We start from the raw sequence: 13839 nt of genomic DNA on the forward strand, positions 1-13839 counted from the left end.
TCAGGTGTCTGATTCCAGATCAACTAACCTATCTTCTCCCGGCCCTAATGGGGAACGATTCGAGCCGATAAGATGCCATTGCAGGACACACTTCATAGGTGTGCCAAGGGACGATAGACGTCCTCTGGAAGAAGACTGTCTCTGAGGCTCGAATGTGCAAACGATGACGGTTTAGGAGCGGTCCCGCGGCCAATCATTTCCGTTACAACGTCCAGCGGGCTATCGATGCCAGGTGCGTATGCGATCCTAAGCAAGCATTCCTGTGCCCCGGATTTGACAGCTTCGATCGCGGCCCGCCGACCTGCTCTTGCTCCAATTCGATCAATGTGGGTCCAGTGTTTGCCGAAGAGCGCACCGCCACCAATTGGGATCCTTGGCCCGTAATAGTCGGCTACAAGTTTTCGCCCGGTTTGGCCGTTATCCCCATCACTGCCAGCCTGGATCAAGGGGCCGTTTGGATTGATCAGCAACTCGATATTTTCAAACGGCGCAGTCCAGCGCTCATCCGAGGTCTGCAGTCGCGAATATGCTTCGCAGACAACTTCGCCGACTGCCGCGACGAAAGGAAGGAAAGGCGCACCATCTTTTTGCTGCAGAGTGACGAGGATGTGTTCGACCTCGAAGCAGCCATTCTCCTCGCGCAGGCGCACAAGTACCTTGCCGTCCGGTCCATGCCCCGAGATCTGTCCAGCGCGACAAGAGTTGAACAGCGCATCTCGCAGGGCAAGGGCGAGGAAATGCTCGGGTGGCAGGAAGGCGACTTTTGCATCGTAGCCAGCCCAGCCTGTAATCACGCACTGGTCGTTGACATGATGAGACCAAGGCACCGGGTCACGTGTTTCCAGGCAGAGCGCCGAGTGAATGCGATACCTACTGGCATCAATCCAGTTGGAGCCATCGAGACCTATCGATCTGCCCGCTCCGGTCACGATTTCCGAAAGGGCTCGCTCGAACGGAACGCTGGTTGCCACGCCGCCCGAAATCCACATTTGATCTGACCAGATGGAGACCTCCACCTGAGCATAGGCGTCTCTGTCGACCCGGGTCGCTTCCTGCACAATAGCGTCCGCAACCAAGTCGCAGAATTTATCTGGGTGGCCGGGAAGAACGGCTTCACTGAACCGGATCATGAGGGGTACCTTTGCAATTGGGTGTAAGGAATGCCGGCCGCTCTCAAGGCTGCAGGCGCACCGTGCCTTGCGATGATTGCATGCAGCCGGACTGCAGAACGTGCCGCGGCGACCAGACTGGGGTCGAGCCCTTCGATGAACCCGTCAGTGACTACAACAGCGGCTCTGGGGCGCGTCTCGATGACGTGCCGCAAGACGCAGGCCATGCTGGTGCCGCCGGTCGTTGAGGTGACAAGCCGTCCCGCTTGGATGCGCGCTGGGACTACTTCATCACTGAATGCCCAGAATGGCTTGCGGATGTGGCCGGCAAGCCTTGCCAGCAACGCGATGAGCGCCGGCATTTCTGAATTCATGGAGCCCGAGACATCGAGATAGACCTGAGCGGTTGCGCCTTTTTGTAAGGCTACGCTGTCCCATCGTGATTGAGGCAGGATGGGGTCCCATAGCGATCTTACGAATGCGCGGCGGTCTCCGGAGGACAAGACCGGAAGCTGGATGGAGCGGGTCTCACTTGACGAGCGTTTGGCTTTTGGATCGGGAAGAACATGGCGCCGCAGGATATCCAGTGTCGATTTTTCCCATTGGCGAACAGGATCGTTCGCTGCTTTTTCAAGGTCGGCAAGGGCTTGGCTGTTACCAAGGCCCGCACGTTGTCCGCGCCATATGCCCGCGCCGTTCATTTCGCGCATGGCTTGCTCAAGCGCACCCGCAATTACTTGGGGCAGATGGCCGCCCAACTCTTCGTGGTTACCGATCAGGTCGCCGTGAGCATTGGTCTCACCTGTTTGGCCAGTTGCGCCGGCTTCCTGTGCTTGAGAACGCGCCACCTCTTCAGCAAGTTCAGCAATGTCATCCGCCACCAACGTGCCAGCGTACAGGCCTTTCCATGCACGATCGATGGGTAGGGCATTGCTGCTGCGCCATAAGTCCGTTTGCTCTGCCGCGTTTGGGGGGCGCAGGAGTTTCGTAAGTCCCTGTGCTTCGGCGTAATAAGTGCGGAAGAAAGATGCCCAATCCTCTCCCTGGGTCCGGCAAATGATCGCATTGATCACTGCATCGAAGGCAATGTGGCGGGCACGCGTAAGGGGTCCAGAACTCTCCGTATGGCGGAGCAGGACATGGAGAAACTCATGAACAATGACCGCCTTCACATGGCTCTCGGTCTTGCAGTGAGTCGCGACGAAATCCGGGTTCACCAGAAAGCGCGGCTGGGCCTCGCAGCTCACCGCAAGGGTCGGAATACTGTCGGTAAAGGTCACCTCAAGGATCCGCAGAACCGCCCTGACAGCAAACGGGTTCTCGTCGATGAGCTCGCGATAGAGTGCGAGGAAATGATCGGGTTTCATTGATAAAAGCTCCCCGGATCGTAGAGTTCGAGGCGCCGCCCAAGGCTTGACTCTGTCCATATTACCGGTCGCCCAGGGTCATAAATGGAGCCAGTCGCTAACCCGAGGATCAGAGCTTCACGCAGGATCACTTCGGGCTTTTCGAGCCGGACGTCCTTTGGTGAAAAGTGTCCTGGCGCCGGACGCGCCATCAGGCGCCGCGGCGGATGGTCAAACAGGTCGCGCAGTTCCTCGGGTGTGTTGCAGCCGGCGTCGCTGAGCAGGTCTTCCATAAACTCGCGAGAGTTGGCTCCAATTCCGAACCAGATGCCCACTCTCAATACGAGCGGGATCTTCACGAAGGCATCTCTTGGGCCGAGCAGAGAGCTCGTTAGATGCTCCCTGTGCCGGCGGCTCATTGGAGCGCCTGAGTTGGCATATCGTGCCGAACTGGTGCTGATCGATATCACGGCTGCACCCGCGAACGGATAAATTCGACTGCAGCATGAATATCCTCTTCGAGTTGATCAGGCCGTTCGATAGGGATCTGTTCAACAAGGCAGTGGTACAGAAACTGTCGAGCGCGCGAGAGCCGCGCACCTGCAAGCTCTTGGAGATGCCGAGCTACTTTGGTTAACTTTGAGGGATGGCTGGATTTGGTGCCTGGCGGTTGGCCCCACTCTAGGTGACCATCAACTTCAAGGATGGGAGCAGCTAATCTGGCAAGATCATTTACTCCTTCTGCACCGATAGGAAGGTGTCCTGCAGATGCTGCCGGATAGGTGACATAGGCAAAGGCGGCAGCTCTCTCTTTTCGCTCTGTCGCAAGCAACTGTGCGACGGCCTGCGTGCCTTCGTCAGAAGAGGGGCACCGGTCGAGCAGGATCTCCACCTTTCGTGCAATTGAAGGTTCGGCAAGAAATGCATGGACCCAGGCGGCCTGCGTACTGTTTGCAGTATCCCAGGCGGCGCGGTGGGCTGCCTGGACAACGTCAGCGGGAAGCTGCTGCCCCCACGCCCTGTGAGGGAGGCTGCATCGTAAGATCGAGAGGTAGATGTCCTCACGCACATCTGCAGCGATGATGCCGGCTGCGAGCAGACTGCGGGCAAGCAGCCTGGTGCGGCGCGGCGAAATCCTGATGCCAGTGACTACGAGGTGGTTGGTGACAGCTGTTACATAATCCAACAGATGGGAAGGGCAGCGACCTAGTTGCGTCAGGAACTCGAGACGCCAGTTGGTCAAAGCTGTGGCCAAGGCTCCGCCATCGTTAGCAATTCGGCCTTCGCCGGCCGGCGTTGCGATAGCCCGGCGTTCCTGTTCGCTCAGTTGTTCCCAATCGGCGGCCTCAACGAAAAGACTGAACCTGTCGGCCAATGCCGGGTCGAGTGGCTCGGAACCTAGATAATCATCGTCGCCGCCTTGATCGCCTGATGGCGGGTTCATGGCTGCCCACCTGAAGCGCAGATTGGAAAGCGCGATACCTTGAATCTTGCGCTCGTGGACAAGGGCGAACAGGCGGTTCTGGTGTTCGGGCTTACAGCGACTGATCTCGTCGATCAGGACAGATTGTGCAGGCCAAACTGTAGCCGGCGTCTCCAGAAAGCGGACAGTGCCGGCCTCCTGTTCTGGAAACGGGAAGCCCACCAGATCGTCAAAAGAGATCAGTGACGCGTTGTAATGGCGGTGCTCGAGGCACAGAGCCTCAGACAGGGAGTTAAGCAAATAGGTCTTGCCGGTCCCTGACCGACCAATGAGTAGAAGCGGGTCCTCAGTTACGAGAGCAGCCAGGATGGCGACCTCGAGCTCATCAAAGCCATAAACCCCAAGGCCAGGCAGGAATTTGGAGAGTTTGTGCGCTTCACCGTGGGCGCCCGCCTTGGCTTGGCTTGGTTCGTCGATTGTTAGGGCGTTCATTTTGTTTGTCCTCTTCGGTGTTGGCCGAGGAGGGCTGCCCGCATCCCATGTCTTGCCCGCTTGATTGCCTTGGGCCGCATGCCGCCATTTGGCGGAACCACCTTACCCGGGCGGGCAGGTTGGCGGAGGCGTCAGCCTCACTCGCTATGCTTGGTGTGATCAGATTTAGCGGTGCAGTTGCTCCCTACCCCGCTGTACGCTCATCTCAGGGCTGGGGGCCTCGATATCCAGAGGGTTTAAAGGCCCAACTCTAACCCAGCGGGTGAATGCTCCGCTGCCGAGACAGATTATACGAACCCGCTTGCCGCGAAAAATCGCAAAGTTCCCGCGCTTGTTCAGTGGTACGTCATACAGGAACGATTGGCCGACTTGGTGGACAAGATAGGTCCTGGGGTCGACGGTCCAACCGACATAGCCAAACCAGGCACTCATTGCTTCAAGGTCCCGCTGCAGACGCCGCTTCTCTGAAGTCCAGCCTTCAATAGTCTGCATGCGCCGGATCTTGGCGCCCAAGATATCATCAAAGGGATCTGGACGAACGTTGCGAAGGTCAATCAGTCTTGATCCATGGCGCGGAAAATAGCCGGACGTCAGCATGGCAGCAGCCCGCTATGCCGGTACTTCGGATATAATTCCGAGCATTCTGACAAAGTCCAAATATGAAAGCATTTCATCTTCGCCTCCTATGTTTGCCCTTGGGCCTCGTCGTTGAGCCACCGATGCCGGAGTTGGCCGGTTGGCAGGGCAGATGCCCTTCTTGACGATGCGCAACACTTAGCGTGTGCGACGCTTCTTGCAATGAAATTGATCTATCAGCCAGCCAAGCTTTCCCACAGAATGTCCTTATTTGGCATGCTTGCGCTAGGCAGGTGGGCGACGTCTGCTAGAGGCAAGCTGCCTAGCGGCGACATGTCAGGGGGAAAAATGAGGCATCCGATTTTTGTAGTAGCGCTGCTTTTGGCCTCGACACCCGCAAGTGCACGAACACCTACAGCTGACGTGATCCTGGATCAGGCCAATCACTACACAGTGAAAATTCGGCGTGTCGCGTCGATCGGCCTCAGTGAGGACGAAGGTACTTCAGCTAGTGCGACCGGGTTTCTGGTTGATCGAACCCGTGGGTGGATCCTGACGAACGCTCATGTTGCCAGCCGGTCGCCAGCAACAATTACGGTATCGTTCAAGGGGCACAAATATGTCCCCGCCCGGCGCGTGTTTGTTGATCGGCTGACCGATGTGGCTGTCCTTGAGATTGATAAGGGCGCAATTCCTGCCGACGCGGTGACGGCAGATCTGGAGTGCATCCAGCCGCCGAGGGTTGGCAATCCTGTGGCCATTTTTGGCCATCCTGGGGATCTTTCTTACACCGCGACACGCGGGATCATCTCCAGTGTATCGTGGGTTTTCCCGACCGAAATCATTCAGAGTGACGCAACGATTAATGGGGGCAACTCGGGTGGGCCGCTCATTGATCTTTCGACTGGCAAGATTGTCGGAATCGCGGCAGCCAGCTACCGCGACACGGATGATGACCATTCAACTGCGGTCTCTTTTTCAGAGCCAATCCGCCCTGTTTGTCAGATCCTCGATTTGCTCAAAGCGGGGCGCGATGCGCGTTACCGACAATTGCCGGCCGCATATGCGACAGCGGAAGACGATGATCGACCGATCGTGGCGACCGTCTTCGATCAAGCGTCTGGTCTCAAAATTGGTGATCGCGTCGTCGGGATCAACGGTCGCAAGGACATTCGAAACAGCTCGGATCTAGCCAATCGGCTCCGGGGTGCTGATGGCTTGGTTGATGTCATTGTTGATCGGGAAGGGGTGGAAGTCACCCTAAAGGCAGCCACATTTGTGATGCCTGAGGTTACGGACAATCGATCGATCGAGTTCTCGGGATTGGTGATCTCTAATCAATGGAAGCTGGATAGTGCTGAATTCCAGCATGAAGGTTATCCAGTTATCGACTTTGTGCTTCCCGGTTCGCCTGCGGAAATGACGAAAGCTTATCCCAGCTATCATCTCGTGGCGATCAACAACCGGACAATCACCGACCTTGAAAAGCTGTATCAGTTTCTGAGCAGCCTGCCGGCCGAGGATGAAGTTAGTCTGGTCCTGAAGGCCACAACCTCAGCTGACCAATTTTACCGGCAATACCACCTGGTCACGCTGCCGCGGGGCAAGCCTCGTTGGCTGAAGGCTTCGCAATCGGCTGATGATTGAGAGCCGACACGAGTGTCAGATTGGGGCACAGATCAGGTTTTTGCAGGTGCTCTTGGTGCAACGCCTTGCTAATCGTGTAGGTCAAAGGGGGGCATATGCGCTACAGCAGGGCTGAACGGTTGATCCAACTAGCGTTGGAAATGCAGGCTGCTCGTGGTGGATTGACCATCGCCGAGATCCAGGAAAAATTCGAGGTAAGCCGTCGGACTGCCATCCGAATGAGGGATGCAGTAATTAGGGCATTCCCAAATTCCAGTGAAGTTCAGACAGGCGAACGCACAAAGCGCTGGCGGCTCAATTCCGGTGCCGCGCAGACTTTCGCAGGGATTACATCAGACGATCTCGCGAGCATCGAAGTGGCCGCGTCCGCGATGGAAACTGCGAACCTCCCTATCCATGCGCAGAACTTGCGGGGGGTTGCGTCAAAAATGCGAAACCTGATCGAAGTTTCATCGCTCAGCCAAATCGAACCAGACCTAGAAGCTCTGACTGAAGCGGAAGGCCTCGCTCACCGTGCGGGACCGAGACCACATATACCGCACGCTGTCTTCGATACCCTGCGGACGGCGATCAAATCGTTCCGGAAAGTCTCTTTTGATTATGCCTCACGGAGTGGCAAATCTGCGAGCCGCAGAATAGTTGCTCCTTTGGGCTTCCTGTACGGGCATCGACATTATCTCGTTGCCCTTCAGGACGGTACACCAAAGCCAAAATTTTTCAGCTTACCGTCCATTGGGAAGCTCCGCCTCGAGCAAGACAGCTTTGAGCGTGATCCAGCCTTCAACTTAAAGGACTTTGTTTCTCAGAGTTTCGGCGTTTTTGAAGAGAAGCCCGTCAATGTCGTCTGGCGCTTTTCGGCCGAAGCAGCGCCGTTTGCACGAACGTTCGTTTTTCACCACAGCCAAGAAATTGAAGATCAACCCAATGGCGAATTGATCGTCCGTTTTTGCGCAGGCGGTTTATTGGAAATGGCTTGGCACCTGATGTCTTGGGGAGATCAGGTTGAGGTGATTGAGCCAGCCTCATTGCGAGAAATGTTACCGGCATCTCCACCGTCCTGGCCTGCATTGCCGTAAAATAATGAATTTCAGCTATAATATTTTTGCACCTCTTCAATCTCCACGTCGGTAAGATTGGGCAGAGGTCCAACAGAACTGTTGAGCTTAGGTATCTCCAACTTGGATCCTACCCAACCAAACCGTGCTGCAACCTTGTGCAGATTATTCTCGTAATCTGCAAAAGCGAGCACCGTCATTCGGGGATCGTCGAGCCATCCTGACTGCGACTGATAGAAACTGAGATTACCTCCTCGTGGCTGGCGAGTGCCACCGGGAACAGGAGGCGGCGGCAATGCCGCAAGGATATCTAACGGGGGGATGCTCTCGATCAACGTGCGAAGATCGGCTGCCACTTCCGCCGGGTTGGTCTCGAACCATCGCGGATGCGGCTTGATGCCAACAAACCGATCGGGGAATAGCTGCATTAATGAATTCGGCAGGCAGCGTTTGTGGAACTCGACCGCCGAGCAGAACCGCTCTACCGGATCTCGCCAGAAGGCGTAAATCGTCGTTGGCGCAATGGTTTCCCCAGGTAACAACGCCTCCGCCAGCCCGATCGCTTCCGTTACTGTCGGATGCCGTCCCAACTCCCCAACCAGGTCGACCCCGATCTGACCCAGTACGGCCCGAGCCGTTTGCGACCCGCTCTTCGGCACGCCAATGAACAGCGTCTGGCGGTCATGCGAAATGATCATGGGTTAGATCCCGGTCGTGGTGTTGGTGTAGGACCCGGCTACAAAGCTGTAGGTGGGGGTCCCCGCGGTCAGCGTGCGGCTCAGCAACGAGAAACTGCGGAAGGTCAGCGACCAGAATGTGGTGCCAATGCTGGGCGACGACGTGTTGTAGGTCACGCCCTGGGTCGAGGCCCCGGCCACTGACCAGGTGCCGGTCTTTGATCCGTCGATTGGCACTTTGAAGATGGCGCCGCACAGATCCATGTACCCGTAGGGCGAGAAGTCCATCATGGTGTAGATGGAGAACACCATAGCCGTTGAGCTAACCGCCAGACCCGTGAGGCTGAAAGAGTTCGCGCCATTGCTCGTGTCCAGGCTGACGGTCCGGGCCAGCAACAAGGTGCCATCGATCGAAAACTGATAGATGTCCGCCCCGGCATAGACCGGCGCAAAAACCCGCAGGCTGCCGTCGGGGCCGAGGTTCACCGAACCACTGCCGTAGCTGGAAGGCAGGGACAGCTGCCACTGGATCACAGCGCCAGAACTGATCTTAAGCAGGCTCAGCGTGCCGTTGATGCCCGCGAGCCAGTAGATGTTGTTGCTGCTGTCTATCGCAACGCCATAGCCGTAATCATAGCCAGTACTCCCGATCGAGCGCTGCCAGCTGACAGAGGGGGTGGCGGTGCTGATGACGGTGATCAAGGCATCGATGTTGCCCGCTGTTGACGTCGAGGTGTTGCCCGAGAGGACCAGCATGCTGCCGTCCGGGCTCAGCGCCATCTGGCTGGCATATTCGTTGCCCGAGCCACCAATCGAGCGCTGCCACAGCAGGGTGCCGGCGCTGTTGTATTTGGCAATCAGAGCGTCGGCATTGCCGGAGCCACCGCTCGATGTTGAATAGCCGGCCACATAGACGTTGCCGGATGCATCGACCGCCGCATTATACCAGAGATCCTGGCCGGAGCCGTTGAGGCTGCGCTGCCATTGCAGGGTTCCCGAGGTGTCGAGCTTGGCCAGCCAGCCATAGTAGTTGCTCGAGTAGTAGGCGCCAGCGAGGTAGACATTCCCGCTGGCATCAATCCAGCCACCGTTGATGAAAGGCCCAGAGACGTTGCGGGCCCATATGAACGCGCCGTCACGGTCCCATTTGAAGACCGCGCTCGTGGCACTGGCGTAGATGTTTCCGCTGCTGTCAGTGCCCAGGATCAGGAAATTGACAACGGTCGAGCCAAAGGTCGCATACCAGAAGCTCTCGTTCGACTTCCCGTAAAGGTTGGAGAGCGAGATCGGCCCGGATGTGACACCAGCCAGTGTCCGCACGGCTGCTTCGCCGAGCGAAGTCGTAGAGGTCGATGTGCGGCCGAGTTCCACCGCGACATTGCCAAGCGAGATCGGCCCGGATGTCTGCAGGGTCATGGTTGGGCCTCGAGGCGCTCGACCTTGTCGGCCAGGTCCTTCACGGCCTCGATCAGTACCCCTACGAGATTGCCATAGGCGACAGACAGCAGGCCATCCTCGTGGGTCATGACCGCTTCGGGCACAATGAGCGCCAGCTCCTGGGCGATGAGACCAACGCCGCGATTGCCTGTCTCGCGCCGACTAAAGGTCACCCCACGGAGTTTCCGGACCCGGTCCAGCGCGCCAGTGATCGTCTCGATGTCCGTCTTCAGGCGGCCGTCGGAATAGGCCGTGATATCGCCGGTCGCGGTAATCGATCCCGACACGGAAATGCTACCGGTAAAGCTGTCACCCGCCTTGTTGGCAGGGGTAAAGCCCAACGCGCCGGTTACATCCGCAGAAGCGAGCGTTGCGCCCGTTGTCACTCGGCCTTTCGCATCGACCGTGACCTTGGAGTAGGTCCCGGCCGTCACACCGCTATTGGCCAACGTCGCGGCAAATGACAGAGCAGCGGATCCGTCGAATGCCGCGCTGGTGCCGGTCACATCGCCGGTCAGCGCAATGGTGCGCCCCGTTGCCCACCTAGTCGCTGTCGCGGCATTGCCGGTGCAGGATCCTGACGAACCGGTGATCGACCCACTGGCCGTGATGTAGCCGCTGGGGTTGGTCGAATTATAAGGTGTGAAGCCCAGCGCGGTCGTCACCATCCCAGAGGTCAAATTACCAAAGCCCACCTGAACGACGGTGCCGCCCGCAGTCTTCGAATAGAGCTTCTGGTCAGCCAGATTGACCGCCAGTTCGCCCGCCTGCAGCGATGCGGCGGCAGGGACGCTGGACGCAGTTGAAGACCGTTTGAGCAGGATGGTGTTCGGCATCAGAAGGTTCCACCGTCCAGCGTCACGCCATCAATTGAGCCCCCGGTGATGGCGACGTTGCTCGCTGCCTGCGTCGACATGGTGCCAAGGCCAGAAATGTCAGTATTAGGAATGGTCGCGGATGCCGTGAACGCCGCCGTGCCGTTGCCCTTGAGGTAGCCGGTGAGCGTGGTGGCCCCCGAGCCGCCTTTGGCCACGCCGAGCGTACCGCCGATATTGCCCAGCGTCAGGTTTGCTTCGTTGACATCGACAGTCGGATTGCCCGCCACACCATCGCCATTGGTGACTGCGATCTTGGTCGAGCCGGCCGTCAGCGTGCGCGCTGCCACAGTCCCAGCGGCCGTACGGGCGATAATCCCGTTGGCGCCAAGGTTGTGGAGCGCCAGCGCCTGACCGGTCAGTGCGACAGCGTCAGCGGCGACGGCAATGCCTGTGCCAGCCCCCACGTCGATCGTGTTGCCGGTCTTGGTGAGGCCATTGCCGGCAACGATCTGACCCGCGCCATTGAACTGGACGAAGGTGATGGCTGTTGTGCCCAGTGTGCCGCCCGCATCAACCGTGCAAAGGTAGCCCACGTCGGCATTCACGGTACCCTGCTCGACAAACAGGTAAGCCGAGACATGCTCGTCCCAGGTCGAGAGATCGATCGCGCGCGCCCATGCGCCAGAGGCAACGACATAGACGCCGTTCTGGGATGGCGTAGTCTGGTCCTTCACCAGCACGCGGTCGCCTGCCACTAGCGCCACGCCGTCGATCGTCATTGTGCCTGACAGCGAGGCAATATTGGCAGTCGATGCGGCTTTCACTGAAGCCTTGGGATCGAGCCCCTGAACGGTCAGATCGACGTAGTTCTTGGTGGCTGCGTCTTGGGCAGCTGTCGGGTCAGAAAGGCCTGTGATGCGCTGGCTGTTGAAATCCACTGCAGCCGTAGGTGCAGCCAACTGGTCGAGCCGGTTGGCGCGCACCCGGGCATCGGTGAAGTAGAGGTTGGTGCCTTCGGCGACGTCGCTGGTGGAGAGAGTGATGGCACCGGTACGACCAGCCACCGAAGTCACCGGGAATGTGATCGCGACATTGCTGGCGGCTGTCACCCGGCCTTTCGCATCGACCGTGACCTGACCGACTTGCGTGGCAGAACCATAGGAGCCAGCGGTGACGCCGCTGTTCGCCAAGGTCGCGGTAATGGTCGCATTGGCGGTGCCATTGAACGAGGCCGTGCCGGTCACATCGCCGGACAGGCCGAGCGAGCGCGCCGTTGCCAGCGCGGTTGCAGTGCCAGCATTGCCCGAGATCGAACCTACAATCGTGCTCGAGAAGGTCTTGATCCCGGCGACGGTCTGGTCGCCCGAGAGCCCGACGAAGGCGCCCGGGCCGCCGATGGCGATGACCGTGGTTGCTGTTCCGCCAGCACCCCCGGTGCCGGTGCCGTAGTAGAGTGTGTTGTCCTGCTCGTTGAATGCGAGCTCGGCATTGGCGAGCGATGCCGGAGCCCCGGCCGCACCGCCTGCGGCCCGGCGCTTGATACGCAGGGTATTGGCCATCAGAAATTACCTCCGTCGACCAGTCTGGCCGCTTTCTCGTTGATCCATGTGTTGGTGGGGGATGAGTAGGTGAGGACGTCGCCGCCCTCGGGTGCGGCCAAGTCCACGTCGGACAAGTCCGTCAGCGCGCTGAGCGGCCCGGGTGGACCTGGTGGGCCCTGAGGTCCGGTAAACCCGCGTGGACCTGAGATCCCGGCGTTTGAGACCTCGAGGGTTATGCTGGTGCCGTCGCTCTCGACGAGGATGGTCTGAACCGCCTCGATGATCTGCAGCGCGGCCGTCATTCGACATCAAACGTAAGGGTCGGCAGGACCTCACGCTCCCCGCTGCCATTCTCGAAACCGAGCGTCAGCCAGACCCGCCCAGCGCCCGACTTCAGCGGCGCAGTCTGCTCGTCGGTCCACAGCACCTCGATCTGGCCGTCCGTTGCCGGCAGCAGAATGGCAAGCGCAGGCGGTGCAATGTTCGGGCTCTGGTCAATGACCATGAGCGCGAGACCGGAGAGATCCCGAGCGATCCCGGCGCCCTGGTCTGCAAAAAAGGTGGCGCGCACGCGCTTGGTGCCGCCCCGACGGATGGTCAGCCTGGTCATGCCTTCACCTGTGGGAAAGGAGGGTGGCGGGTGCCGCAGCCCCCGCCATTTGATCTCAGCCGATCCGGGTGGTCGCCGTCTTGCGGAACAGGACCCCGCCAATGCCGGTCAGCGCCAGGACGACGGTCAGGACGTCCGTCTGGCTGAGACCTTCCGGCAAGATGCCGATTGCGCCAGCAACACCCCAGATGCTGCCGATGATCCCGGTCCAGATGGCCTTCGAGGTCCACCAGGGCTTCAAGTCTTCCATTTCGGTTCTCCAAAAGAAAACCCGCCAAAGGGCGGGTGGTTGTCCAGCTGCGCAAAGGTGGCAGCGGATTGGTCGGGGTCTGATCAGGCCTCGTTGGCGGACAGAGTACCGGTGGCGGCCAACTGCACCGGCTTCGCGGTTGCCGGCGCCTTGCGATAGGCCGGCCGGCGCACGGCAATGCAGCGGTCCTTGGCAATCCGGGTGATGGTCACTCCATCAGACTGGTTGCCACCGAGCACATGGTAGGCGCCGTAATCTTCGCCGACATAGAGCCCGACATGACCGGATCCCTGGCCGCGGCGAAACACCAGCACATCGCCCAGCTGGGCCTTGTCAGCGGCCTTGCCGAACTTTGCCCAGTTGCGTGCCCAGAGCGAACCTTCGACGATCGGCTTGCCGCCGCGTTTGGCTACCACAGCCATGAACAGACCGCACCACGGGATGCCGTCTTCCAAATAGGTCCGGGCAAGCCCGACCTCCTTGGCCCAGTCGAGGATCAGCGGATTGCTAGCCGGGCCAGCCACTTCGAAGGTGCCATAGAGCTTGCGCGCTTCTTCCAGCATCCGGGGCAATGGGCGCAGTTCATCGAGCCAGCCATAGGCCGGCGGCAGAGCGTTCATGGGAGTTTCTCCTGTGGGAGGTTAACGGCCGGAAAAGCCCTTGAAGGCAGCCGTAATCACCGCGATCGCGGCAACCAGGGTCGAGAGCCATTTGACAAAGCGGACGACGCCAGTGGCTGTGTTCCACGCGTCGAGCAGATCTTTGAGTTCCTTGCGCACGGCCTTGAGCTCAGCCTGGACGGCTTCGAGGTCAGCACGGATGAGCGCCATTTCCACGGCGGGGTCTTGTTCGGGCATG

At 59.1% G+C, this 13839-nt stretch carries 16 protein-coding genes and 2 riboswitches; of the genes, 2 read left to right on the forward strand and 14 right to left on the reverse strand.

All coding sequences use genetic code 11. From position 1 onward, the window contains the following. Positions 1 to 92: 92 nt before the first annotated feature. From RSE14_RS01365 to RSE14_RS01385, 5 genes are all read right to left on the reverse strand, one after another. Positions 93 to 1130, reverse strand: a complete 1038-nt coding sequence (locus tag RSE14_RS01365; RefSeq protein ID WP_324075461.1) for a methionine adenosyltransferase domain-containing protein — start codon at positions 1128 to 1130, stop codon at positions 93 to 95. Next, positions 1127 to 2476 (reverse strand): hypothetical protein, encoded by a 1350-nt coding sequence (locus RSE14_RS01370; protein ID WP_324075462.1) that lies wholly within the window; start codon positions 2474 to 2476, stop codon positions 1127 to 1129. Before RSE14_RS01370 ends, RSE14_RS01365 begins: the two co-directional genes overlap by 4 nt. Continuing rightward, positions 2473 to 2814 carry a hypothetical protein gene (locus RSE14_RS01375; RefSeq protein WP_324075463.1) on the reverse strand — a complete coding sequence of 114 codons (342 nt, stop codon included), beginning with the start codon at positions 2812 to 2814 and terminating at the stop codon, positions 2473 to 2475. The genes RSE14_RS01370 and RSE14_RS01375 overlap by 4 nt, the downstream gene beginning before the upstream one ends. Positions 2815 to 2921: 107 nt before the next feature. Continuing rightward, on the reverse strand, positions 2922 to 4370 hold the full coding sequence (locus RSE14_RS01380) for an AAA family ATPase (protein WP_324075464.1): 1449 nt from the start codon (positions 4368 to 4370) through the stop codon (positions 2922 to 2924). A 50-nt stretch (positions 4371 to 4420) separates the two neighbouring features. After that, a riboswitch (SAM-I-IV-variant riboswitch) is annotated at positions 4421 to 4525 on the reverse strand. A gap of 10 nt (positions 4526 to 4535) precedes the next feature. Next, a complete protein-coding gene (locus RSE14_RS01385; protein ID WP_324075465.1) occupies positions 4536 to 4967 on the reverse strand; it encodes a hypothetical protein in 432 nt (143 codons plus the stop codon). A 78-nt stretch (positions 4968 to 5045) separates the two neighbouring features. Beyond that, positions 5046 to 5139: riboswitch (SAM-I-IV-variant riboswitch) on the reverse strand. A 29-nt stretch (positions 5140 to 5168) separates the two neighbouring features. Here RSE14_RS01385 and RSE14_RS01390 point away from each other — a divergent pair. Together RSE14_RS01390 and RSE14_RS01395 are read left to right on the forward strand one after the other, a co-directional pair. Further along, positions 5169 to 6593 carry a S1C family serine protease gene (locus tag RSE14_RS01390; RefSeq protein WP_324075466.1) on the forward strand — a complete coding sequence of 475 codons (1425 nt, stop codon included), beginning with the start codon at positions 5169 to 5171 and terminating at the stop codon, positions 6591 to 6593. Positions 6594 to 6688: 95 nt separating this feature from the next. After that, the gene (locus RSE14_RS01395; protein ID WP_324075467.1) at positions 6689 to 7669 is read left to right on the forward strand and encodes a helix-turn-helix transcriptional regulator; all 981 of its coding nucleotides are present in this window, start codon (positions 6689 to 6691) and stop codon (positions 7667 to 7669) included. 11 nt (positions 7670 to 7680) lie between these two features. Here the strand turns inward: RSE14_RS01395 and RSE14_RS01400 are convergent, their stop codons facing one another. The 9 genes from RSE14_RS01400 to RSE14_RS01440 form a co-directional block, all read right to left on the reverse strand. Then, positions 7681 to 8346 (reverse strand): hypothetical protein, encoded by a 666-nt coding sequence (locus RSE14_RS01400; RefSeq protein ID WP_324075468.1) that lies wholly within the window; start codon positions 8344 to 8346, stop codon positions 7681 to 7683. Between the two features lie 3 nt (positions 8347 to 8349). Continuing rightward, entirely contained in the window at positions 8350 to 9741 is a 1392-nt protein-coding gene (locus RSE14_RS01405) for an NHL repeat-containing protein (protein ID WP_324075469.1), read from the reverse strand. Then, positions 9738 to 10598 (reverse strand): tail fiber domain-containing protein, encoded by an 861-nt coding sequence (locus tag RSE14_RS01410; RefSeq protein ID WP_324075470.1) that lies wholly within the window; start codon positions 10596 to 10598, stop codon positions 9738 to 9740. The genes RSE14_RS01405 and RSE14_RS01410 overlap by 4 nt, the downstream gene beginning before the upstream one ends. Continuing rightward, positions 10598 to 12139, reverse strand: a complete 1542-nt coding sequence (locus RSE14_RS01415) for a hypothetical protein (RefSeq protein ID WP_324075471.1) — start codon at positions 12137 to 12139, stop codon at positions 10598 to 10600. The genes RSE14_RS01410 and RSE14_RS01415 overlap by 1 nt, the downstream gene beginning before the upstream one ends. Continuing rightward, complete coding sequence (locus tag RSE14_RS01420; RefSeq protein ID WP_324075472.1) at positions 12139 to 12423, reverse strand: hypothetical protein; 285 nt, start codon at positions 12421 to 12423, stop codon at positions 12139 to 12141. Before RSE14_RS01420 ends, RSE14_RS01415 begins: the two co-directional genes overlap by 1 nt. Next, positions 12420 to 12731 (reverse strand): hypothetical protein, encoded by a 312-nt coding sequence (locus tag RSE14_RS01425; RefSeq protein WP_324075473.1) that lies wholly within the window; start codon positions 12729 to 12731, stop codon positions 12420 to 12422. Before RSE14_RS01425 ends, RSE14_RS01420 begins: the two co-directional genes overlap by 4 nt. A gap of 55 nt (positions 12732 to 12786) precedes the next feature. Next, positions 12787 to 12981, reverse strand: a complete 195-nt coding sequence (locus RSE14_RS01430; protein WP_109799524.1) for a hypothetical protein — start codon at positions 12979 to 12981, stop codon at positions 12787 to 12789. 83 nt (positions 12982 to 13064) lie between these two features. Further along, positions 13065 to 13601, reverse strand: coding sequence for a TIGR02594 family protein (locus RSE14_RS01435; RefSeq protein WP_324075474.1), 537 nt, complete (start codon positions 13599 to 13601; stop codon positions 13065 to 13067). 21 nt (positions 13602 to 13622) lie between these two features. Continuing rightward, positions 13623 to 13838, reverse strand: coding sequence for a hypothetical protein (locus RSE14_RS01440; protein ID WP_069309505.1), 216 nt, complete (start codon positions 13836 to 13838; stop codon positions 13623 to 13625). Position 13839 lies beyond the last annotated feature (1 nt).

Source organism: Erythrobacter sp., assembly GCF_035194505.1.
In the GTDB taxonomy this organism is placed as follows: Bacteria; Pseudomonadota; Alphaproteobacteria; order Sphingomonadales; family Sphingomonadaceae; genus Erythrobacter.